This is a genomic window from Leptospiraceae bacterium (genome assembly GCA_024233835.1).
Lineage (GTDB): Bacteria > Spirochaetota > Leptospiria > Leptospirales > Leptospiraceae > JACKPC01.
This window is the reverse complement of record JACKPC010000001.1, coordinates 1151134-1175154: the sequence shown is the minus strand read 5'-3', so window position 1 is coordinate 1175154 and position 24021 is coordinate 1151134. Positions and strand designations below refer to the sequence as shown.

Below are 24021 nucleotides of genomic sequence, written 5' to 3'. Positions count from 1 at the left end.
ACTTGCCGTTTAAAAAAGAAATAAAGCAGGAAATTCGCACAAGACTCTACAAATTTTTATTAAGAAAGCTTGCACTGGTTCTAAAAGAAGAATTGAATAAAAACCAAACAGTGCTTGCTTCGCGCATGTCAGAAGGGAATACCTACAAAGACTTTTTAGAAAACCTACTGAATAGAATATTAGAAATTACAGGACCTATTGAAGACGGACCTTCCTTCTTAAAAGACCTGTATTTAGAAAGTATAGGAGGCATCGGTTTTGAAAATGTTAGTGCGAAAAACTTAATCCTATCGTATTTCTTTCGTTTCAATGCCATTAAAGAAGAAGCTTTCTTTTCTATAGAAGATGCAAGGAAAATTTATTCTATTATTTTAGATCGAATTCAGCAAAACGAGGGATTTATTAATAGATTTAACCTTCAGGAAATGGCCTTATTGCAGAAATTGAAAGAGTCAGTTAAAGAAGAATTTGAGATAGAGTCTGAGTTTTTAAATACCAGTTACTATCTTCTCGAAACCCAATCAGCAAGGGTAACGAATCTTATTAATGAATTAGTTATCGAACGACTCACAGAAAGCTTAGAAAAAGAAAAACTATTAAAACAAGAATTAGCACAAAGGCATAAGTATATAGAAGAAGCTTTGAAGAAAGCAAGAAAAATACAATTAAATCTACTTCCTCAACCAAAAAATCTGGCTAATCTTCTGAATATCGGATTTCGCTATATCCCGGTAGAAAGCGTGGGAGGCGACTTTTACGATGTGATTAATTTGCAATACGAGCATGATTTTGTACAGAGGATAGGATTCATCATTGCAGATGTATCAGGTCACGGAATACCATCTGCTTTTATTGCATCCATGACAAAAATAATCTGGCAGAATAGTTTTTCTTCACAGGAACATCCGGCGGGTATATTAAAGAAAATGAATACAGGACTTTTACCCTTAAGTATTGGAAATTTTCTCACAGCTTTTTTAGCTATATTTGATATCTATACTCAGAATTTACATGAACCAAAGCTTTTATCGGAAGACTGCTTTTGTCCCAGAGGGGTTATGCACTACAGTAGTGCAGGTCATTTCCCGGCTTATGTCATTAGAAAGAAAGATAAATCTTCTTTTTCTGTAAATACAAAAGGCAGGGTAATCGGTGTTTTTCCGGAAATAAAACTGGAGAATAAGAGTATGGATATATTCGAAGGTGACAGAATCATTTTTTATACAGATGGTTTTTTAGAAGCCCGTTCAAAAAGCGATAGAGAAATTTTAGGTGAAAAGAGACTTTTTCAAATCTTTGATTCTTATAAGGACCTCTCTGTAGAAAAATTCTGTGATGAGGTCAGTTCTCAAATCCTTACATTTTCCGGAGGAAAATACGACGATGATATGACCCTGGTTGTTTTTGATATTATTTAAGAATTCGCAGGTAAAAGCTTCGCAAAGAAAAGAGGCTTACCTGTCTTCTACTCCGGCTTCTTCAAAACCTTTCTTCCTGAGAATGCAGGAATCACAGACTCCGCAGGGCTTATCCGCTATAGGACTATAACAGGAATGAGTTAGTCCAAAGGGAACTCCGAAACGTTTCCCGAGTAGCACTATATCTTTCTTGGAGAGTTTGAGAAGAGGAGTTTTTATCTGAATTCCGCTTGATTCTACACCGGTTTTAGTTCCGAGCTGAATCGCTTTTTGAAAAGCCCGGATAAACTGCGGCCTGCAATCGGGATAGCCCGAATAATCGAGGGAATTCACTCCTATATAAATTGTATCGAGACCTTTCCCTTCTGCCATGGAAACTGCATAAGATAAAAATAATATATTCCTACCCGGCACATAGGTATTTGGAATTCCTTCCTCCATGTTTTTTCTTTTTTTGGGAACCCGAATATTCGCATCGGTAAGGGAGGATGCAAGAAAAATACCGGTTTGAATTTTTACAATAGTTTGATGAATATTTAACTTGCTACAAATTTTCTTAGCTTTCTTTAATTCAATTTTATGCTTTTGAGAATAATCAAAGGATACAGCTTCTACGTATTCATTTTCGCTCAGAGCCTTATACAGGCAGGTAGTAGAATCGAGTCCACCGGAAAAGAGAACTAAAGCCCTTGCCATATCTTACTTGATCTCCCTTTTTCCCATATAAATGCAGGCGGAATTACAGGTCTCATAAACCGTAATCCTGTAGAGAAGAGGAAGAGAGGGTTTTAGTTTATTCCAAATCCAGACAGCCAGATTTTCACTGGTTGGATTTTCCAATCCTTCTATTTCATTCAGATAATAGTGGTCCAGGTAATTATCAATCAGGGGTTTTACTACTTCTTTTATATCACCAAAGTCCATAAGCCAACCGCTATCCGGGTCTATGCTTCCTTTCAGATGAACCTTGAATTTAAAAGTATGTCCGTGTAAGCGCTTACATTTATGCCCGTCCGGTACCTTAGGCAGTAAATGAGCCGCATCAAAGCGAAAGACTCGAATTAGTTCAATTTCTTCCATCAAACTCTCCTATTTTTTTGTTTGCATTTTCTTTGAGGTAGGATAAGCCTCTCATTTTTTCCATAACATTAAAAAAGCCTATCAAATCCTGTTCCTGAAAATTCCTTTCCAGAAGTCGATTTACCCTTCTCCATATCTTCTTTGCTTTGGGTGCATAAGACTTTGCTTTTTCTGAGAGAAAGACGTTAATAGAACGTTTGTCATTGGAATCTGTCTTTCGTATCACAAGACCGGCTTTTTCTAATCTATCTACAAGTCTCGTTATAGATGTAGAATCCTGCACGAGCATCTCGGAAAGCTCTTTTATAGTCATACCGTCCCTATCATACAAACCTTTCAGGGCTAAAAACTGTACGGGAGTTAAGCCAACTTTTTTGAGAGTATGTTCCATAACCCTGTTCACCGAACGAAAGGCTATACTCAAACTGAAATAAAAGCAATTATTATTATCCAAATCTTCATTCATTGTTCTCAAGAAAGGGCGAATATTCCACCCTCATATCCATCTAATTCCAGTTCTTCTCCCACAAGGACTACTCCTTCTTTTCTGTGACTTGAAAATAGGATAGCCGCTTTCTGAGCGGAAGTAGCCTTTTTTATAGGATAGGACTGTTTTTTCTTAGAAAAGTTTATGAGAACTAAAAAGCTTTCCTTCTCTGTGTATCTTAAAAAACTTAAAATGCTTTTATGATTTTTTTCAAGTATTTGGATCTTCCCACTTCGGAGAACTTCCTTCTCTTTTCTTAAACGAATTAATTTCTGATAGGTATGAAATAAGCTCTGAGGATCTTTCTGCTGCTCATAAACATTTACCGTTTTAAAATCCTGATTTAAAGGAAGCCAGGGTTCGGTAATAGAAAAACCTGCATACTTACTATCATCCCAGCACATCGGAAGTCTGGCATTATCTCTGCCTTTGTAGAAAGGCCAATATTTCTTGCCGGGAGGATCGTGAATCAGTTTTCTCGGAACATTCTCACTCAGCATTCCCAATTCCTCTCCATAATACAAAAAAGGGGTTCCCCGAAGGCTTAAAAGCAGAAGAGCAAGAAGTCTTGCTCTCGGCAGTCGGTTTCGTTTACTTCCAAAACGGGTAATATGCCGAACAAAATCATGGTTACTAAAAACATTGCAGGGCCAGCGATTTTCTCCGAGCTCGGCTTCCCAGTCTGCAATGATTTGTCTAAATGATTCCAGCTTCCATTTTACAAAAAACACAGAGAAGTTAAAACTCAAGTTTAACTCGTCGTTATTCCCGTAGTAACTCGCAGGTAAAGAAGCAACTCCCGGCGGTTCCTGCATAACCTCTCCTACCATCATCCTCTCACCCGGGTAAGAATCGAGGATCTTTCGAAGCTCTTTCAATATTTCATGGGTTTCGGGTCTATCTCTGTCATAGACATGAACCTGCCGGTCGTAGGCACGCATCCCTCTCAGGCTGAGTTTCATCCTTCTTTTGGGATTATCTCGAAACTCTGAATCTTTAACAAAACAATTAACTACGTCCAGTCGGAATCCGGCTACTCCCTTATCCAACCAGAAGCGCACCACATCAAATACAGCTTTTTTTAGTTCCGGGTTTCTCCAGTTCAGGTCGGGTTGTTCCGGGGCAAAAGAATGCAGGTAATACTGTCCGCGGTTTTCATCAAAAGTCCAGGCTTTTCCTCCAAAAGCAGAAAGCCAGCCATTGGGCTCTTTTCCATTTACCGGGTCTTTCCAGATGTACCAATCACTTTTCGGCTTGTCTTTGGAAGAGCGAGACTCAATAAACCAGGGGTGCTTATCCGAACTATGGTTCACCACCAGGTCCATAATTATTTTAATATTTCGTTTTGCCGCTTCTTTAATCAGAAGTTCAAAGGTTTGCATATCTCCGTAGACGGGGTCTATGCCGTAATAGTCTGAGACGTCATATCCGAAATCGACCATGGGAGAATTATTGACCGGAGAAAGCCAGATAGCATCGATTCCCAGAGAGTCCTCTCTACCATTTAAATAGTCTAATTTTTCAATGATTCCCATGAGATCGCCGATTCCATCCCCTTTAGAATCTTTGAAACTCCTCGGATATATCTGGTAAATAACTCCGTACTGCCACCAGGCCATATAAACCTCTCTAAAACAAAATTGCAGCGGTTACCTGTTTTTCTACGGGCTTTTTCACCGCCTGAATAATTTCAGCCTCTATTTTTTTCAAAAGATTCTCGTCATTTATTTTCCGTCCTTCGGCTGTTTTCAGGTAAAAAGAGTCATAGGCATAGTCCGCACTTGTGGCCACCCGTACAAAGTCTACGATTACTCCGCAGGAAAGTATGGCTTTTAAAAGCCTGTGCAGAAGGCCCAATGCATCCGGAAAACATATCTCCAAAACAGTATATTCCGGTAAAGATTTATTATCAAACTCCACCTTCTCTTCAATCATACCCATAGGGATTTGATTAAAGAATAAAAATTCAGTGGGTGATGAAAGTAGAGATTCAACCGCTAGTTGTCCGCTTAAAACTAAAGTAAGGTTTCGCTTCAAGCGTTCCAGCTTTTCCTTATGAACTTCTCCGCTTCCAAATTTATCTGTAAGTTGTATATGCTGAATACTAAATTTGTCTTTTGTTCGAAAGGATCGCATACCCACAACACTTAAACCTTCTGAAGAAACTGTACCGGTTATATCCGAACTAAGAAGTGAGTAATCCTCACAATATATAACAAGGGTGATGTAGGCAGGCTCCGTTTCAATTTCCACAACCGGGAAACTTAGTTTCTTTTTGATAAACTCCTGGTAATGGATAAAGTGGTTAAAAATTCGAATAGGCGTATAGTAGCGTATATAGGTTTGGGGAACTACAGAATTAATATATTCTAATATACCATCCATAAATTTTTCGGGTATATGCTGCTTATGTATAAAATACTGTTTTAAGGAATGTAAGTTTTGTTCGGTAACATTATGCTGACTGTCTAAGCGATCCTGTAAAAAATTTAAAGTTTTCTTATATAAGTTGTATAAAATATCTTTTTTCCAATTGGTGAGAATCCCGGGTCCGACGGAACGTGTATCGATTATAGTGAATACATATAATAATTTCAATCGATCTACAGTTCTTACGGCAGAAGCAAAATCCTGAATCAGAACCGGATCGCTAATATCTCTTTTAGTAGAAAGTTCAGACATATCAATATGTGCTTCTACAAGGTATTTAAACAAATCCAGTTGCTCTTCCGGCAAGTGAAACCTCTGTCCTACCGATTCGGCCAGTTCTTTTCCATATAAACAATGATCCCCTTCTTTTACTTTTCCGGCATCATGTAATAAAATAGAAAGAACTAATATTTCTATGTCGGAACTCGAATTAAAAATTTCCTGAACTTCCGGATCTTCAAATTGTCCTTCACAGAGTTTATCCAGTTCTCGCAAGATATATAGCGTGTGCTCATCTACTGGATACTCATGGTGATAGCTAAATAAAGAAAAATACTTACAGGCACCAAATTCAGGAATGAACTTCCCTAATATATTACAGTGGTGCATAAGACTCAGGATTTTTCCTATTTTCCTCTTGCGTTTTAAAATATTCAAAAAGATTTCGATAGCTTCTCTTGAATTCTTAAAATCTTCATCTAAAAAACGGGAAGCAGAACGTAGTTCTTCTAATAACAGGGGAGAGATTTCTAAGTCCTGATCTTGACTTATAGAGAAAATTTTAAGGATATCCTTGTTTATATTTTCCGGATGTTGACTGAAGTTTCCAATGAGAGGTGGATACAATCCATTCCCGATTCGGATTAGTTTCAAACCTTCTAATTCAAAAGGAATGCGTTCTTTCTTCTTTTGTATCCTGGCAAAATCAAGATAAGAGGCTATAAAAAAATAAGCATGTTTTTGATGGCTGTAAAGATGATTCATAAGCCTATCTACAGAAGAAATGTCATTTTTAGGACCATAGCCCATAAACTCAGCAAGCTCCGGTTGAAAAGTCAAATCCAACCTATCCTGCTTGGAATGACTCAGGCTATGCAGACTTATCCGAAGTTTTAGTAGGTAGTCATAGGCATTTTCTATTATCCGAATTTCAGCCGGCCTGAAGCCATGTCGAACACCTGGCAAGCGAAACGGGGGGATGAGAGACTGAAGCTTTTCAAGCCAGTAAAATGTTTGTATATCCCTCATGGTAAAAGGTGAGGTTTTTAGATTGGGTTCTGATACCAGATAAGGAGCCGGGAGTTGTAACTGCCTTTCTAAATATTCAACTTTTAGTTTACTAAATTTTTCTACATAATCTTTCGGTAACTTATATAAAAACTCTTCACAGTATTTTTGAAAAAGACTTTCCGAACCAGCAATATAGCGAGAATCTAAAACAGCAAAAAAACTCTCCATGTAATTAGTATAGCTAATACTTTCTTCTATAGTCCTACAGGCATGACCTACCTGCTTTCCTGAATCATACAAGTAGGTGTTAATGTGAGAAATAATCGCAGAAAGAACCTCATCATCGAGCTCATCGTGCAGATATAAAAGATCGATGTCCGAACCGGGGCAGAGTTCCATTCTTCCGTAACCACCAAGGGCTACGATGCTGAGTTTCGACTGGGTTTCATATTTAATTTCGTCTTCTTTATAAATATTGGCAATAGCACTATCTACGATATACGTTAACTGCCTTGCTATTTGCTTCCCGGAAGGAACCGAGCGACTGATGGCAAGAATCCTTTCAAACCGTTTATTCATATCTAACTTGAGTGCCATATAAAACCATCCGAAAAGAGATTAAGATTAAATTATTTCATGGCTTCTTTTTTACAAATGAAATTTTTTCCGGCTTTTTTTGAAGGGATACTATCTTCTTATTTCAAATTCTTTATAATCCCCAAAAGCTTCTCCCATTTTTACTTCGACAGAAGAAACGCGGGCGGCTATGGGGCCTTCTTTTATTTTCTCTATTAGCCTATCAAGTTGAGCGTCCTTACCTTCCACAACTGTTTCAACGGTTCCGTCCGGAAGGTTTCGGGTATAACCGCAGAGACCGAGTTTTTTTGCATTATCCATAACAAAAAAGCGAAACCCTACTCCCTGCACTTTCCCTTTAGCAATTATTTTGGCCCGTTTCATTGAATTCACCTGAAATGCTCCACTATAAATTGAATAGTAACATTTCCATTAAAATAATTTTCTTCCATCCGACCCCAGAGTTCCAGGAAAGACTTTTTAGAAAGAACTGCTTCAAACTCTTTTGCCCTCCCCCAGATAACGGCTTTAAGAGATATATCCGCTCCCAGAATACCAAATCGAGCATGAGTCCCATTTCCCATAGGCCTGTAACTAATGACTTTTACATTTCCCAAAGATAATAAGGGTTGGGGATTTTCCTGTCCAAATGGCTCAAACATCGTAATATCATAATATACTTTTTCATTCAATTCTTTCGGTTCAAAAGAAACGATACTCTTCAATTCTTCCTTTTTGTCTTCCCTCGGAAGATCTAACCAGGGGATAGCCACTTCCTGTAGCCTTTTTTCCAAAACAGGAATTTTTGGAATTTCTATTGAAAATCCACCGGCTTCCGGATGACCTCCGTAGTGAATAAAAAGATCCTCCAGCATCTTCATGAGTTCAATCACATTTTCAGTACCATAGGAACGAATACTTCCCCTTGCATTTCCATGGTCGGGGGTCACAAATACAACGGGTCGCTTATATTCCTGAACAAGTCTGGTAGCCACAATACCGGAAACACCCGGTTCCATATCGGGTTCATAACAGAATAATACCTTTGCTTGAGTACGTTCGGGTTTCCGCTTAAAATAGCGCTCCACCCTATCGATGTTGCGTTTTGTCCTGTCTTTTCTACTTTCGTTTAATTTAATTAGATTTAAAGCTATAGTTTGTGCTTTCTTACTGTCTTCTTCTAATAGAAGTTCTAAGGCTACTTCGGTTTTTCCCATTCTCCCGGCAGCATTTAAAACCGGCCCGATACTCCAGCCCAGATCTTTTGTTACAATTTTCTCCGGATTTAAGTTTAACTCTTTTAAAAGATAAGATAGACCATAGCGTTCCGGCTTCGCTTCTTTCATAAGTCCCTGAAGTGTCTTTAAGCCATTCTTAACTATAACACGGTTTTCTCCCTGCAGGGGCATCATATCGGTAATCGTACCTATGGCAGCAAGATCAAAAAGAGCTTCCGTCTTTTTTTGCAAATCAGGAAAACGCTCATAAAGAGAATAAAAATCCAGGCCTGTATAATCCGGTTTGAGACCCAAAGCATTCTCATAATAGGCCCCATTTTCTTTCTGCAAATAATCATAGGCCAGGTAAGCCTGTATAAGCTTCATAGCTAATACAGAAGTACAGATTCTCTTCTCCGGATAAACCGAATCTTCTCTTTTAGGATTTACTAAAAAACAGTCGGGAAGTTTTAGAGGGATTTCATGGTGATCTAAGACTATAACAGAAATTTTTTCTTTTACCAGGGAATTGATTTCATCGTAGTTTGTACTCCCAAAATCAAGAGTAATTAAAAGGTCGGGTTTTATTTTTTTTACATTTTGAACGGCTGCATCACAGAGGCCGTAATCATCATTTGCAGAAGAAGTTTTAACACTGAGCTTTCCTCCACTTTTTGCATGTATGCCTCTTAAAAAACAATACAACAGAGAAGTAGAAGATACTCCGTCTGTGTCTCTGTCCCCATACAGGAGAATATGTTTTTTTTGATTTATAGAATCTTTGATTAATTCAATAGCACCGATGATGTCGGGTAGGAGAAAGGGAGAATGGAGAAAGCGATAACTATCTCCTAAAAACTCTTCCCCAGAAACTCCTTCCGGTACCAATTTTTGAAAAATGAAAGCCTGAAAACGACTCAGATCTTTATAAGGGGAAGGAGGTAAACTACTAAAAGCAACTCCGTGTTCGTATTCCATCAAATAGTATCAGGAAACCTGGTTCATTACACAGTTGCCTGTAAACTTACCACCCGGTTCAATCGAAATCATCGGAGTTTTGATGTCTCCCACTATTACTGCCGATTTCGTAATATCCACACGACCTTTGGCTTCTACATTTCCCCTGAGGCTTCCGCTTACACCCAGGGTCCCTATCAGTATATCCGCTTCAACTTCTCCGGTTTCACCAATGTATAATTCCCCGTCGGACTCTATGGTTCCTTTAAATTGACCTTTAACTTTAAGAGAATTACTAAATTTTAAACTTCCTTTAAAAACGATATCATCTCCGATAATTGTGTCGATTCTATCCTCGTTCATAGCCTCTCCTGAGAAAACCAGAGTACAGGAATACTATAAAAATAACCAGAATTTTCTTAAAATGCAGCCAGTAAAATTGTTTCGATTTCGTTTTTAGGAAGCTCTCTGGGCATATTTTCGAGAAATTTATAACTCGAAGCAAGGCTGGCTATGGCCGGAAGTCCGATTTTTTTTACCTCGAACTCGGAGAGCTTTAAAGGAACTTTGATTTCCTTGTAGATTTTACGGATGTGGTCAACGGCTTTAATGGCAGCTTCAATTATGGAGATATCAGAAATATCTTCATCCAGAGCCCTCGCTATCATCACGTATTTATTGGCAGAAGAGGTTAGATTATAGTCCATTACATGGGTTAAAAGAATCGACATGGACTGGAAGACATCGAGCCGGGTAAGACTGGAAGCTGCGAGAGAAAGAGCAAAGCAAAGACTCAAAGAACTCACGGACTGGGAAATACCGGTAAGCAAACTGGCTGCATACAGCATATTTTTCGCAGCAAGGTTTTTAGGGTCTCGATAAGAAAGCAGTAAATTCTTAGTGGTTAATTCTATGGCTCGGAGCGTAGAGGCACTGGTAATTTCGTTAGCATATTTGGAAAGCATAGTGTCTACCGATGCTGCGAGAATGGCGGTTCCCATTTTAGCTATCTCGGTCTGGGTCATGTAGAGGCTGATTTTTGCATCCGCGATGACCAGTTCAGGAAATAGACTGATATGGGAGAAATACTGTCGCTTTTTCTCTCTTTGATCCATCACCGTAATAAAAGGGGAACATTCAAGACCCATTAAAGGCATTGTCGGAATTATTACCACCGGAAGAGCTTTTCTTTTAACCGGCTTTTTCCCCCGGATCATCTCTTCTGCTTCAAAGTCATTAGTAGCCAGCACAGAAACAGCTTTGGCTGCATTAATTGACTCGTAGCCTCCGTAGGCTACTATGCAATTTGCCTGGGCCTGTCTGGCGAAATAAGCGGCTGTATCGAGGTTTTTATAGGTGGTTTCTGTTTCTATATCATCGTATAGAATCACTCCATCCGTGCTATTCTCTATGCTGGATTTAATAAGAGAAAGCTCGGCTGGATTCTCCATTTCCGCCTGGGAATTGATAATGATGACTCGATTGGAAATTTCTCTAATAAAATTCCCAATCTTATACCCACAATCAACTTCCAGATGAATCTTGGGAGGGAAGTGAAAACTGACCCAATCGGTTAATACTGGCATATAGTGCTCGGTTTACCGATCTTAAAGGTTTTGGATTCCTCCAAAAAATACCCCCACCATCTTTTCCGCTACCCTATCTATCATTTCCGGGCCGGGGTTATCATAATACCCATTTTTAAGTTTTTCTTTAACTTCCTTTAATTTCTGGACCCTATCAGAGTCTTCTGGCCTGGAAACCGTAATTTTAGTAAAAAATTCAATTTCATTTTGAAGTTTCACTTCTTCTGCACGTTCCCTAGCGGCTTCAGAAATCTGGATATTATCGGCAGCAGATTGGTTAACCTGTTTCTTCAGAGCAGTAGGTTTCTGGGTGTACCCATAACCTATGTTGTTGATCCTTTCTATTGCCATCGAACGCTACCTCTCTTTCTTCTGTATATCGGTTTTAAGTTTTCTGCCTTTAGTTATTTTTTTGACACGATTATTCACCAGGATTGCAAATTCACCCTTCGTCGTAAATTTCCCCGGTTCATCACCGGAAGGGATAAAAATGTATTCCTCGTGTACTTTTGTCATTTCCCTACCCACTAAAATCTCGGATAAAGGAAAAATTTCCCGTATCAAAGATAGAGTTGCCTCTACCCGGTGGACAGATTCAAAGCAAACCAGAACCAACTCCTCTTTTTGGTATCCCTCCAGGAGTTTTCTTTTCTTCCCTTCTTTTGGGGGCAAAAAACCCAAAAAAACGGAAGGATTCGCCTGTGCTCCGCTTACGGAAAGAAGGGTGCTTAAAGCACTCGCTCCCGGAATCGGAACAATGTCTACATCACAGTCCCGCAGGTACTTGACGAGAACAGAACCCGGATCGGAAACCCCCGGAGTCCCTGCATCTGAAATATATGCAAGGTTTTTCCCGGACTTTAGCTCCCGGTAAATCCATCCAAGAGAATTATCGTCTGTATTATTTTTATATAAAGTTTTTGCGGGAATTTTTATTCCAAAATGGTTCAATAATTTTAAAGAATTTTTCTGGTTTTCACAGAGAATAAGATCCACTTCCTGAAGCACCCGGACCGCCCTGTACGTCATATCTTCGAGGTTTCCTATGGGTGTGGATACTACGTAAAACTTTCCCTGTTCTTTCATCCGCGTTTCAAAGACCAGCTTTTTAAAGCCGTTTGTAGTTCCAAGAAGAATTTATTTTCCTTTTTAGAGGAAAAAAGCTTGCTTTTTGTATATACTTATCATATAATTAGTATATGAATGCAACAGCAAAAAAAAGAGCCAGAAATACTTCACAAAACCGGGTCGGCAAAATGCGTTATGAACTCTACCGCAATGCGATTGAGTGGTTACAAAATGCAATAGACCGACAGTATTACATGGAAGCTATTTCTCTTGAAGGTAGCTTAATTTCTGACAGACTAGAAAGCAGGCTTCAGCAAATCAGTGGTGACGATTCCGGTTTTCGTACTTTAGAAAACCTTATCCAAACTTTAAGTCTCGAAGAAAATGATGAAACACTAAAAGAACTTTTGAACCATGATCTGAATAGCTGGCGAATGGAGCATGATTTTGCACTTCATGATATGGTAAAATTCCTCGAAGGAGAAACTCCGAGCTGGGAGAACCGCATAGAACACAATCGAAATATAGCCTTAGAAGGCTTAAGGCTTTTTCGTCAGATCGACAGGGAGGTAAAAAGATTAAAACATTCTAATATTTGATTTTTAAAATATTTTATGATTGCCGAAATCCGATCAATTTTTCCGGGAAACTCTTACTGACTACCGGTGCTCGTGCCGCACGAAGCCGAAGCCAAGCGCGAAGTATAGCCCGTCATCTAAAATGGAACGGTCACGACCGTTCCTTACGCTAGCTACTATACCTCATAGTATTAGTAATAATCCCTAATATCTAAACAGCCGGACGCCAGCAATTCTCGGTGAAAAATAAAGAGCTTTCAGATGGTCTTTTAGCTGCATAAATCATCACCTTCAGGGATATGTCAAAAATAATTTCGTAAAGGAATTACAAAATTATTGTACATATAAACGGTTTTTTCATAGTATCCAAAAGCTTATTTAGGGGAATAGCATGGATACCGGAATAAAAGAAAGAAAACATCTAAACTTTGAATCATTATTTTCTTACATGAAAGAAACTTTTAGCAAAGTAAGTGATAGCAGGCAAGCCGGAAAAGTAAAATACAGTATGGAGGAAATTCTAAGCTCAGCATTTGGCTGTTTTTACTTTCAGGAGCCTTCTTTCTTACAATATCAGCTAAAAATGCAGGAAGGAACTTCTCAAAGTAATATATCCCCTATATTAGGAGTAAAAAATATCTTTTGCCTCTGGATGGGACTACATTTTAACAGCGAAAGAATCATCTCATCAAACTTTATTTGAATATGTAAATCTAAATAAGAAAGAGTTAAAAACATTTACTGAATATGCTGCAAAGTCCAAGAAGACTTTCATTTATGAATGGATGGAAGATGTTCCTTTAACAGGCAAGAAAGATATGAAGTTCTGCAATTATGTATCATTAAAAATATTGGATGGGGATGGAAAAATTACTTTTGCTGTAAATATGATCTACTTTCAGTCATGGAAAAATCTTCTGCTCTTTGTGTTCGACCCGGAACAATTCAAAATGGTGCCGAGGTAGCTTCACCGAGAATTGCTGGTGTTTTTGATGAATGATAAAAGCAAAAAAAACTAATACACTAGAAATAGCTAAGAATTTTAAATTAGCTGGTATTGATAATAAAACTATTTCTACTGCTACAGGGCTAACTATAGAAGAAATTGAAAAGTTATAACTTGCTAGTAAAGTAACATTTTTCAGTGATACACGCTGGCAAAACCTTCCCTTACTGGCGGAACGTTGAACAAAACTGCTTGCGCAGTATGAATATGCCCACATCATCGCATCGATTCGTCTCTGCTTTTCCCTCCCTATCCAATACAAAAACTCCTTGTAAGCCTCCGGTAAACCCACCTTTTCAAATTCCGGGAAGTATGCTATACCAGTTTCATGAAGGCAGCACAAAACTGGGAAGAACATATCAAGAACTGGCAAGCAAGCGACAAAAACTGCGCGGCCTAAACGATATCTGACTTTTTAAAGAATTATAATAAGCTAACAGAGTTTATTGGTAATGGTGAAATTCCTTGTCAGAACGATTTGTTTCTATATGAAAGTAATCTACCTGGGTTTTTAAAAGTTTTGCCATATTGGCTACTCTCTTAGAAGAATCATTTAGCTCGCTAATATGTGAAACATTGGTTTGTATAACTGAACTAATATTATATATAGCCTCTGAAATTTCCTTGAGTGCCATTTTTTGTTCTGTCATCGCCAATTGAATGGAGTCCGTTGCCAGCTTCATCTTCTTTGTTTCTGAATCAACCGTAGTGTTTATTTCTATTTCGGAATTCATGCGGTTTCGCAATGTTTCCATAGATAAATAGATATCCTGAAAAGCTTCTATAATTCTTTTAATCAACTGAATCGTATTAGAAATAATAGTACTTCCTAATTCAATTTCCTCTTCATTTTGTTGGATAATAGTGTTAATATTATGGATACTCGAACCGGTCCTGGCAGCCAGACGCCCAATTTCATCGGCAACCACAGCAAATCCTCTTCCGGAATCACCTGCCCTGGCCGCTTCAATTGCGGCATTGAGAGCCAATAAATTAATCTGCTTGGAAATCCCGTTAATGATTTCAACTACACCAGTGATTTTTTTGGAGCTGAGCTTTATATTCTGAATACTAATATTCATTTTATCTAAAGAATCTTTTCCTTCACTTGCATCTTTAGACATTTTTGTAATTTTATTAGATGTTTCTATAATTTGTAAATTTCTTTCTTCTATTATCCCGGATAGTTCATTTACTTTTCCTGAAAGCATTGTCACATTTTCAGTCTGATGATTTGTTTTTTGATCAATTGTGTTGGCCCCGGCATTGATTTGCTCAATAGCTGCTGAAATTTCTTCTAATGTAGATGACTGATCTTGACTATTACCCAGTACGAGTTCTGCTGACTGACTCATGCTTTCTGAAGCCGTTTCCATATTAGATGATACTTGTTGATTATTTTCTACAATATCCACAAATTTTTCTGTAAAAGAATGTAAGCTAAAAGATATGAGTCCTACTTCATCCAGGCTACTCGGATAATTTATTTTTTTAGTCAATTTTCCTTCTGACATTGATTTAATTAAATTGGAATTATACACAAGGCTGTTTAACTTGTTGGAAAAAATCAGGAAGATAAAAAGTCCGGATAAGACCGCACCTATCACAATTAAAATGATCATATACAGGGAGGTTTTCAAAACCGGTAATTCGATATCATCTATTTCCAGGGTAGTTAAGGAAATGAGGCTAAGATATTTCGAAGAATTGTCTTTGAGTAGAATTTTATTCTTACCTCTAAATGTATATTTTACAATATCACCCGTCCCTGCTTCTACCATCCTCTTTCCAAAAGGAAATTTTTTTGAATCAAATAGAATCAACTTGGGGTCCGGATGGCTTACTACTGTAAAATCCTTATCCACAATTATTGAGTATCCGTTTTCTCCTACCGGAACTTTATTTAAAAACTGGGATGTAAACTTATGTATTTCTATTGAAAAACCTATAAGTCCTATAAGTATATCATTTTCTCGAACAGGGTATGTAAGCAGTACCAATACTTCTTTAGAAATAGAAGAACTGAAAGCTGTGCTTACCAAAAAATTTTCAGAACCGGAATTTTTCAGAACCCTTTCCATTTCTCTTCTGCATGGAAAATCCAGTTGTTCTCTATCTCCACTGGAATATAGAATATTCCCATCTGATGACATAAGCAATATTTCTTCTAAAAATTGTTTTCCCTTGAAATGGTTGATAATAAGTTCTTTTTTAAACCATTTCTTATCTTTTTGTGTAACTGCACTTTTAGTTTCCGGACGCTCGGAAAATTGAATGAGCTGTTCTTTATAGCCCTTCAGGAATTCATCGATTATAGATACATTATTTTTATTTATAGTTAAGATCTGAGAAATTTGTGATTTCTTCAATGATTGATAGTTAATGTTATAAATAATCAGGTTGGTTAAAATGGAAAAGATAATAATGATTAACATGATATTCCCGGAGAGGGAATATATGAGTTTTTTCTTGTATAATTTTTCTTTCTCCAAAGGAATTACCAGAAAACCTTTTTTTAAAAAATCAGACAGTAAAAATTCTGTTATATTGTAATATACAAACAAGCAGATAAAAACAGCAGCCAGGATAGAACCTACCAGGTTATAATATTGGGTTATGGTTACTTCCGGTTCAAAAGAAAAAACAATTACGATAAATAATAAACTGAATAGGTATTCTAAAGCCGGTGAAATAGCATGTAAAGAAGCTAAATTAGAATAACGATGCAGAGCTTTTTCATAAATATCTTTATGAACGGTTCTTCCCGAATCAAGTTCTCGAAAGTAAACTTCTAAGGGTTTCAATAGACGATGATTGGTAATAAATCCGACTGTAAAATTCACAGGGGCTGAAATTACTGTACACTTTATTAAAAGAAGAATCGTTTCATAAGAGAATTCACCAAAAAATACAACAAAGAAAAAAACAATAGGGATGGTTACTAAAAAGCCAAAGCCTTCTGTATAAAGCCAATATCGAGTTTTAAAATTACGATAAACGAATAGTGGATTTTTCGAGTCGCTTTTTTTACTATCTTCCACAATAATCTCCTGCAATTTCTTTCTTTTTGCTTAATAACAGTAAAAACTTCCTGTTAGAAAATGAAAAGTTTATTTCTCATTTGGGAAATACTTTCGAACTATATTTCACTTGACTCTTCTTATCCTTTCTTGAATTTGAAAGTAGGATTATGAACGAAGACCTGCTGCAATACCGAAACCGTATCGATGAATTGGATAAAGAGATTATAGACTGTATCCAGGAAAGAGCCAAACTTGCCGGAAAAATCGGCGAAGTAAAACGGACCAGGGGAGAGCCTATCTATCGTCCGGACAGAGAAAGAGAAGTATACCGGAAAGTGAAAAATTTAAATAAAGGTCCTCTTTCTGATTCCCACTTATTTGCCATTTATAGAGAAATCATGTCCGGGGCTATTTCTATAGAAAAAGGTTTGCATGTCGCTTTTTTAGGCCCGAAGGGTTCATTTTCCCATCAGGCTACGGTTGAAAAATTTGGTGATTCGATCGAAGTAGAGCCGGTAAGTTCTATTCCCGAAATTTTTCGGGTAGTAGAAGCCGGAAAGTGCGATTATGGGGTAGTTCCTGTGGAAAATTCCAGCGAAGGCCTGGTGAATTCTACTCTTGACGTTTTTGTGTATTCTGATTTGAAAATCTATGCTGAAACCTACATGAAAATTTCTCTACACCTTCTGGGTTTTGATAAAGATCTTTCCAAAGCCAAAAAACTTTACGGGATAAAAATTGCAAATTCCCAGTGTAAGGAATGGATTGCTCGAAATCTTCCCCATTGTGAAATTGTTGAAACTTCTTCTACGGCCAGGGCGGCTCAGCTTGTAGCCGAAAGAAAGGATGGTCTGGCTATCGCTTCTACTATTGCAGCAGAGCTATACGGCCTTGAAATTATTCAACGTTCCATTGAGGATATGCCGAATAACTCTACCCGTTTTTTAATTATTGGAAATGCCGAGTGTGAGCCAACAGGCAAGGATAAAACCTCTCTTTATTTTTCTACCTCAGATAGGCCGGGGGCTCTTTTTTCGATTTTGAAACCCTTTTATGATAATAATATAAACCTGACGAAAATTGAGTCGAGACCTACCCGAAAAAACTCCTGGGAATATAATTTCTTTTTGGATTTTGAAGGTCATAGAAAAGATCCCCTCATCAGTCAGCTTTTATTGGAACTCGAAGAGAAAACAACGGTTCTCAGGGTACTCGGTTCTTATCCATCTGCGGAGAGTTTTTAAGAGCTTATGAATGTACTCATTTATGGTCTGGGTCTTATGGGGGCCTCTCTATCTCTCGCGATTCGTCAGAAGAATTTGCCATTCGGTCGTATTGATGGAGTGGTTCGGAGCGTTTCAAGCCGGGACGAAGGTTTGAAATTAAAAGTTGCAGACAGTATATTTCTTGAGTCCGAGTTTAAAGAAAAGGATCTCTGGAATGACTACGGTCTTATTATTTATTCCTTACCGGTAAACCTGACCTGTGAAAAAATTGCAGAGCTTCCCCTTTCTTACAGGGGGATCGTTACCGATCTGGGCTCAACAAAACGGGAAATCATTGAAGCTGTCGAGAAGAAATATTCCTCTTCCCATCGCTATTATTCTTCTCATCCGATGGCAGGTTCGGAGCATTCCGGACTTAAATATGCACAGGCGGATTTGTATGAGGCAAGGCTCTGTATTTTGACTCCTCCAAAAAGAGTAGAGGAGGGAGTGGAAGACTTCATCCGGGATTTCTGGGAAAAAATCGGTATGTATACCCTGAAAATCGAAGCTGAAGAGCATGATAAAGCCCTGGCTTATATTTCCCATTCACCGCATATTCTTTCTTCGATTATGACGAATTGGTGCTGGGAAAATCCCACCGTAAGCGAAAAAACAGGTTTATCTCCGATTCCCCTTACCGGAGGAGGTTTTCGGGATATGTCGCGAATTGCCGGTTCAAATCCGGAAATGTGGGATGCCATTATTGAAACCAATCGGGAGCCAATTCGGCAATCTTTGATAGATTTTCGAGATAGGCTAAACGTTCTAATAGGGGTTTTAGGCTCGAATTCGGAGGTTTCGGGTTTTTGGAAAAAATTTTTTGACAAAGCAAAAAAATCTCGTGACAGAATTTTAAAATTAGAATAATTGTACTAAACAAAGGCTTGGGTAGTAGTCTAATAAGATAGTAGGCAAACACCCGGAGACAAAAAGGAGCTAAACATGGAAATCAGGCCCGTAGACAATTATTATATTAGCACGACTAGTTCTGTGTATAATTATGCTATTTTAAAGACTCCTGCTGACGATAATAAAGTCAGTGAGGTGGACAATACCAACCCTGTAGAAGAAGTGCATGATATTGCAGAAGCTCTACTGGTTGATGTTTTTGTATAAGAATGGCATTAACAAAACAGCAGAAATTAGAGTATAACGAAAGTTTAAAAGAGTTTAAGTCCTATATAGAGGAACTTAAAAAAGAAGTTATCCTTTATAAATCTCAGATGAAGAAGAATAAGGATGCAGAGCCGTACTATATCATCGGCCTCGTCCTCAATTCTATCCGTTTTATCAACACCTGCATCGAAATTAATAAGCTTTCTCAGCATAAATTACGGCTGAAAAGTGAGTTCTACTTGAATTTAGGGCGTAAAGAGATTTATAGCGTATTTACAAACATGGAAAAAGTAGTTTCCATGAATTTTGATGGAAGTCTCGCTGAGAATTCGGAATACCTCGAAAAACTGGATCTTTTCAGTCCTTCTCAAAGGCTCAACTTCATTCATGGATTTCGAGCTGCTATTGAGGGAATTGTGGATGCCTACGGAGACCAAAAACCCTCAGGTCCTTACAGTAAATGGAAATGGAGCTGGCCGGAAATCTACTATAAGCTCGCCATTCTTTCCAAGAACCTCTTTGATTTCAAAGCTTACGAAAAAGAAAGAGACATAAATAATATGCACTACTATGTTCGCAAAGAACATTTCAACCTGATTATTGAGCTTTGCAACTACGCTGCCCAGGAATACCGTACCAAATTTGACTTATCTACAAGTGAAACTGCCGATCTTCGTAAGTCGGTTATTATGTTAGAAATTTTGAAGATGATTTACCAGATAACCGGTATTCGAGACGACCTTGATAAAACCAAGACTTTGATAGAATCTCTGAATAATAAGATTGATACAATTGAGTCTGAAAAAACTAAGAAGAAGAAACTTAAATAGACTGAAAGGCATCCACTCAAAAAATCAGGGAACTTCTTCTTAAATGTAAGCGATTCACCGAGTTCGCCTGTTTTCCTTTCTAAAAAGAAATTCGGACTTTTTTTTCTTATAGATCCACAGGGGGCTTTTTTGATAATCGTTTACCTGTGTTCCTTTGTAAATCAATAGGGGTCGGGAGTTTCTATGAATAAGCAGTTAAGTATTGATAATCCTGAAATTTTTTTTGATAGAGAGCTTTCCTGGCTCGACTTCAACTACAGGGTTTTAGAAGAAGCAGCAGACCCGGTAAATCCCATCCTGGAACGACTCAAATTTCTTTGCATAACAGAATCCAACCTCGATGAATTTTATATGGTCCGGGTGGCCGGACTTCGTGGAATTCTCATGAGTGGAAACGATGGAAAAAGCCTGAATGGTATGCGTTACTCTGAAGTGTTTCAGCGCATTTCTAAAAAAGTTTCTCAATTTGTAGAAGCGCAGTATGAGATTTTGATTAACTCTATTCTTCCGGAATTGAAAGAAAAACGAATTAATATTATTGAGGATCCCGCTTTACTCTTAGAAGAGGAAATTCATCATATTCAAAGATATTACAAAGAGCAGGTTTCCAGCGTCCTCACCCCCCTGGCGATTGATACTTCTCATCCCTTTCCTCATATTTTAAACAAAACTTTAAATCTCGCAATATCTCTTAGCAATGAAAACGACCCCAGAGAAGCAAGAAAGTCCCTGGCAGTAGTTCAGGTTCCTTCCGTTTTACCGAGATTTTTGCAACTTCCACAGAATAATGGAGACAGGAGATTCTTTCCCCTGGAAGGAATAATCAAACTCCATTTGGGGGATCTTTTCTATGGAATGATTGTACATGAGGTTCATCCCTTTAAGATCATCCGGGATTCTGATATGGATTTGAGCGATGATGTTACCGATGACCTTCTTTCCAGTGTTAAATTGGAATTGAAAAACCGTATCTGGGGAGAAGCGGTAAGGCTCGATATAAACCATAATGCCAGTCAGATTTTAAGACAGATTCTCCAATTCTCATTGAAAATAAAAGAACATGAAATTTTTCCAATACCGCATCTTTTAAGTCTCAGTGACTTGATGTATTTTTATGATTTAAGTGATACTGCTAACTTGAAATTTAATTATCTAAAACCAAGAACCGGACTTAAGTTTGAATCTATGAATAAAATTTTCCGCATGATTCGCAAGGAAGATATAATGTTACATCATCCTTATGATTCATTTCAGGAAGTGGAAAACTTTTTAAAAATGGCAAGTACCGATCCCAAGGTTCTGGGGATTAAAATGACCCTTTATAGAACCAGCGGAGGTTCTCCTATTATTGAATACTTAAAACAGGCTGCAGAAAATGGGAAACAGGTTACTGTACTTGTGGAATTAAAGGCTCGTTTTGACGAAGAAAGAAATATACAATGGGCTCAGAAATTAGAGGATTCAGGTGTTCACGTAGTATACGGTTTTATCGGTTTAAAGATCCATTGTAAACTGATTCTTGTGGTTCGAAGAGAGGATATGAAAATAAATCGTTATGTGCACTTAAGTACAGGAAATTATAATTCTACCACAGCAAGATTTTACACAGATATATCCTTATTTACTAATAACGAAGAAATTACAGAAGATGCCGGTTTTTTATTTAATGCTATCACCGGTTTTGCAAAACTTCCGAGATTAAAACAGCTTTCTGTGGCTCCTTATTATTTGAAGGATGATATGCTCCGCTTTGTGAAGCAGGAAATGGAGAATGCAAAGGAAGGGAAAGAAGCGAGGATCATCATGAAGATGAACTCGTTGGTTGATCCGGATTTAATAGTAGCTCTTTATCAGGCCAGTGTAGAGGGAGTTAAAATTGAGTTAGTTATCAGGGGCATCTGCTGTTTGAAACCGGGAATACCGGGTTTATCTGAAAACATTAGTGTAAGGTCTATTGTCGGAAGGCTTTTAGAACATTCGAGAATTTATATATTCTGGAATGGAGGAGATCATCGAATATTTCTTGCATCAGCAGATTGTATGCCAAGAAATTTCAATAAACGATTCGAAACTATGTTCCCTATCCTTGATAAAGGCATTCAAAGCAAGATTCTAAATATTATGGAATTGCAACTTAAAGATAATGTGAAAGCACGCTTACTGAATCCTGATGGTTCTTATACCAAATTGGTTCCGGGAGAATCAATCCCGGTGGATTCCCAGACCGCTATGGTTGAACTTAATGAAGAATTATCAAAAGTCGAGACGATATGAAATATTTCTTTCTTATTGCATTGCTATTTATAGGAATTTTTTCGAGCTTATATGCTGATTGCTCGGTGACGATACCTTCCTTTGATAAACCTATCCAATTAAAAAAAGGCTGGTTGTTTAAAAAGGGGGATAATCAGGAATACAAAAATGTACAACTTGCCAGTACCGGAGGCTGGGAAAATCGCTTACTTCCTGATATAAAAATTGTTTCAGATACTAAGATTTTTGGGTATAGTTGGTATCGATGTCAGCTACAACTTGGACCCGATGCCATCAAGGGAAAAGATTTTTTAGGTATAAGCCTTGGTAAACTCAGAGATGTAGATGAGGTTTATTTAAATGGAACTTTAATTGCGCAAACCGGTAAACTCCTGCCGGGTCTCGTACCAAATCAGGAATTACGCAGAGTTTATTATCTGCCTGCAAACCTTTTTCATTCCGGTAATAACCTGATAGCCATTCGACTGTATTCTTCTACTAATTACCAGGGGATAGCTGTAGTACCTGAAATATCGAATATTATGAGTCTTGTATGGTCCAGAGGCAAACACGATGTAGTAAAAATTATGTTTGGTTTTGTTTTCATTATGATGGGACTTTATTTTATTCTTGCATCTACCGTGAAATCGAGTAACCGCCTGAGTAATCTTTTTTTCTCACTTTTCTCAATTTTCTTAGGTTTTTATATTCTGTTTCGATCTAATTATCGCTTTGTTCTTGTGAATGATTTCGTCTATACAATGAAATTTGAGCTTTTAAGCTTAATTCCTTTACCTCTGCTTTTTGCATATTTTCTGACCTTCTATCTACAAAAAGAGAGGAAGATTTATTTTTTAGCTTATGAGATTCCTGTTTTAATTCTGTTTTTATTCGCTATGTATTCTCATGAACCTTCGCATTGGGATTTGATTATTAAATATAATATTTATCTAATGCTTTTACCCCTAATTTATTTGATTTATTTAATTTATACGAACTATTCCGGACAGAAGACCCGATTGAAATACCTCTTGATAGGTATTCTGGCGATCATTCCAGCGGCCCTGATTGATGCTTTGAATGCTTTAAACCTGACCCACCTTCCGGAATCCTTGCATTTTGGTTTTATGTTTTTCTTAATTATTATATCCATTCAACTTTCTGAAGAAGCAGTTGAGAGTTATAATAACTTCATTAAATTGGAAAAAGAATTAATGAAAATGGAGAGACTCAAGACAAATTTTTTAATGAACATCTCTTCTGAGTTTCGTTCTTATAGCGAGATGGTTCTTAAAAATATTTCGATATTAAGTAAATCAGAGGAGTGGAAAGAGGAATTAGGAAAACACGCTTATCTGAATAATGAAGCTATCCAGCTTATGATTAAAGACGCAGTCTTTTTGGATAAACTTGAGTCGAAACTATATATTCCTAAACCGGAGCGCTTTTCACTTAAAGATAGTATTGAGGAACTTTGCAAGCAATTGGATAAACGCTTAGAACAAAACAGGCAAAATATTACATTAAATATTGAATCAGGTGATATAATTGTATTCCAATCCAAAGAATTATTGATGACCGCGATTTTTCATATACTGGATAATTATTATAAATATACTTCTGAAGATACTTCAATGCGAATAGACACTAAGCAAAATACAGATACTCTTGAGATGAAAATTACAGACAAAGGACCGGGGGTAGATCTTGAAGATCCGGAAAGTCTATTTGATAAGTTTGTTAGAGGGAATACGAAAGTAATCAAGGAAATTCCGGGAACAGGTATCGGTTTAAGTATTGCCCGAGAATCTATTCGGTATATGAAAGGCGAAATGAAGCTTATTTCAAAAAAAGGAAAAGGCCTTTCTTTTGAAATTCAATTTCCAAATAAGAAGTAA

22 protein-coding genes are annotated in these 24021 nt (G+C 37.6%); 10 read left to right on the top strand and 12 right to left on the bottom strand.

Features of this window, described 5'->3' with window-relative positions:
- The first annotated feature begins 2 nt into the window (after positions 1-2).
- Positions 3-1418: a SpoIIE family protein phosphatase gene (locus H7A25_05410; GenBank protein MCP5499318.1), complete on the top strand. Its 1416-nt coding sequence runs from the start codon at positions 3-5 to the stop codon at positions 1416-1418.
- Between the two features lie 36 nt (positions 1419-1454).
- On the opposite strand, the gene queC is transcribed toward H7A25_05410, so the two are convergent.
- The 11 genes from queC to rsmI form a co-directional block, all read right to left on the bottom strand.
- Positions 1455-2114, bottom strand: coding sequence for a 7-cyano-7-deazaguanine synthase QueC (queC, locus tag H7A25_05405; protein MCP5499317.1), 660 nt, complete (start codon positions 2112-2114; stop codon positions 1455-1457).
- A gap of 3 nt (positions 2115-2117) precedes the next feature.
- Positions 2118-2498 carry a 6-carboxytetrahydropterin synthase QueD gene (gene queD / locus H7A25_05400; GenBank protein MCP5499316.1) on the bottom strand — a complete coding sequence of 127 codons (381 nt, stop codon included), beginning with the start codon at positions 2496-2498 and terminating at the stop codon, positions 2118-2120.
- Entirely contained in the window at positions 2485-2964 is a 480-nt protein-coding gene (locus H7A25_05395; protein ID MCP5499315.1) for a MarR family transcriptional regulator, read from the bottom strand. The genes queD and H7A25_05395 overlap by 14 nt, the downstream gene beginning before the upstream one ends.
- 5 nt (positions 2965-2969) lie before the next feature.
- Positions 2970-4604, bottom strand: a complete 1635-nt coding sequence (locus tag H7A25_05390; protein ID MCP5499314.1) for an alpha-glucosidase — start codon at positions 4602-4604, stop codon at positions 2970-2972.
- Positions 4605-4614: 10 nt separating this feature from the next.
- Complete coding sequence (locus tag H7A25_05385) at positions 4615-7242, bottom strand: HD domain-containing protein (GenBank protein ID MCP5499313.1); 2628 nt, start codon at positions 7240-7242, stop codon at positions 4615-4617.
- Between the two features lie 90 nt (positions 7243-7332).
- A complete protein-coding gene (locus H7A25_05380; GenBank protein ID MCP5499312.1) occupies positions 7333-7605 on the bottom strand; it encodes an acylphosphatase in 273 nt (90 codons plus the stop codon).
- 5 nt (positions 7606-7610) lie between these two features.
- Complete coding sequence (recJ, locus tag H7A25_05375; protein ID MCP5499311.1) at positions 7611-9416, bottom strand: single-stranded-DNA-specific exonuclease RecJ; 1806 nt, start codon at positions 9414-9416, stop codon at positions 7611-7613.
- Between the two features lie 9 nt (positions 9417-9425).
- A complete protein-coding gene (locus tag H7A25_05370; GenBank protein MCP5499310.1) occupies positions 9426-9758 on the bottom strand; it encodes a polymer-forming cytoskeletal protein in 333 nt (110 codons plus the stop codon).
- A 56-nt stretch (positions 9759-9814) separates the two neighbouring features.
- Positions 9815-10981, bottom strand: coding sequence for an iron-containing alcohol dehydrogenase (locus H7A25_05365; protein ID MCP5499309.1), 1167 nt, complete (start codon positions 10979-10981; stop codon positions 9815-9817).
- A gap of 21 nt (positions 10982-11002) precedes the next feature.
- On the bottom strand, positions 11003-11332 hold the full coding sequence (locus H7A25_05360; protein ID MCP5499308.1) for a flagellar biosynthesis anti-sigma factor FlgM: 330 nt from the start codon (positions 11330-11332) through the stop codon (positions 11003-11005).
- A 6-nt stretch (positions 11333-11338) separates the two neighbouring features.
- The gene (gene rsmI, locus H7A25_05355; GenBank protein ID MCP5499307.1) at positions 11339-12067 is read right to left on the bottom strand and encodes a 16S rRNA (cytidine(1402)-2'-O)-methyltransferase; all 729 of its coding nucleotides are present in this window, start codon (positions 12065-12067) and stop codon (positions 11339-11341) included.
- A gap of 113 nt (positions 12068-12180) precedes the next feature.
- Between rsmI and H7A25_05350 the strand changes: the two genes are divergently transcribed.
- The 3 genes from H7A25_05350 (at position 12181) to H7A25_05340 (ending at position 13627) form a co-directional block, all read left to right on the top strand.
- Positions 12181-12648 carry a hypothetical protein gene (locus H7A25_05350; protein ID MCP5499306.1) on the top strand — a complete coding sequence of 156 codons (468 nt, stop codon included), beginning with the start codon at positions 12181-12183 and terminating at the stop codon, positions 12646-12648.
- Positions 12649-13018: 370 nt separating this feature from the next.
- Entirely contained in the window at positions 13019-13330 is a 312-nt protein-coding gene (locus H7A25_05345; GenBank protein ID MCP5499305.1) for a hypothetical protein, read from the top strand.
- 78 nt (positions 13331-13408) lie between these two features.
- Entirely contained in the window at positions 13409-13627 is a 219-nt protein-coding gene (locus H7A25_05340; protein ID MCP5499304.1) for a hypothetical protein, read from the top strand.
- A gap of 449 nt (positions 13628-14076) precedes the next feature.
- Here H7A25_05340 and H7A25_05335 read toward each other — a convergent pair whose 3' ends face one another.
- Complete coding sequence (locus tag H7A25_05335) at positions 14077-16674, bottom strand: methyl-accepting chemotaxis protein (protein ID MCP5499303.1); 2598 nt, start codon at positions 16672-16674, stop codon at positions 14077-14079.
- A gap of 149 nt (positions 16675-16823) precedes the next feature.
- Here H7A25_05335 and pheA point away from each other — a divergent pair, with 149 nt between their 5' ends.
- From pheA to H7A25_05305, 6 genes are all read left to right on the top strand, one after another.
- Positions 16824-17900: a prephenate dehydratase gene (gene pheA, locus H7A25_05330; protein ID MCP5499302.1), complete on the top strand. Its 1077-nt coding sequence runs from the start codon at positions 16824-16826 to the stop codon at positions 17898-17900.
- Positions 17901-17936: 36 nt separating this feature from the next.
- Positions 17937-18791, top strand: coding sequence for a prephenate dehydrogenase (locus H7A25_05325; protein MCP5499301.1), 855 nt, complete (start codon positions 17937-17939; stop codon positions 18789-18791).
- A 75-nt stretch (positions 18792-18866) separates the two neighbouring features.
- A complete protein-coding gene (locus H7A25_05320) occupies positions 18867-19040 on the top strand; it encodes a hypothetical protein (protein ID MCP5499300.1) in 174 nt (57 codons plus the stop codon).
- Between the two features lie 2 nt (positions 19041-19042).
- Positions 19043-19870, top strand: coding sequence for a hypothetical protein (locus H7A25_05315; GenBank protein MCP5499299.1), 828 nt, complete (start codon positions 19043-19045; stop codon positions 19868-19870).
- A 183-nt stretch (positions 19871-20053) separates the two neighbouring features.
- Positions 20054-22144: a polyphosphate kinase 1 gene (gene ppk1 / locus H7A25_05310; protein ID MCP5499298.1), complete on the top strand. Its 2091-nt coding sequence runs from the start codon at positions 20054-20056 to the stop codon at positions 22142-22144.
- Positions 22141-24021: a hypothetical protein gene (locus H7A25_05305; GenBank protein ID MCP5499297.1), complete on the top strand. Its 1881-nt coding sequence runs from the start codon at positions 22141-22143 to the stop codon at positions 24019-24021. Before ppk1 ends, H7A25_05305 begins: the two co-directional genes overlap by 4 nt.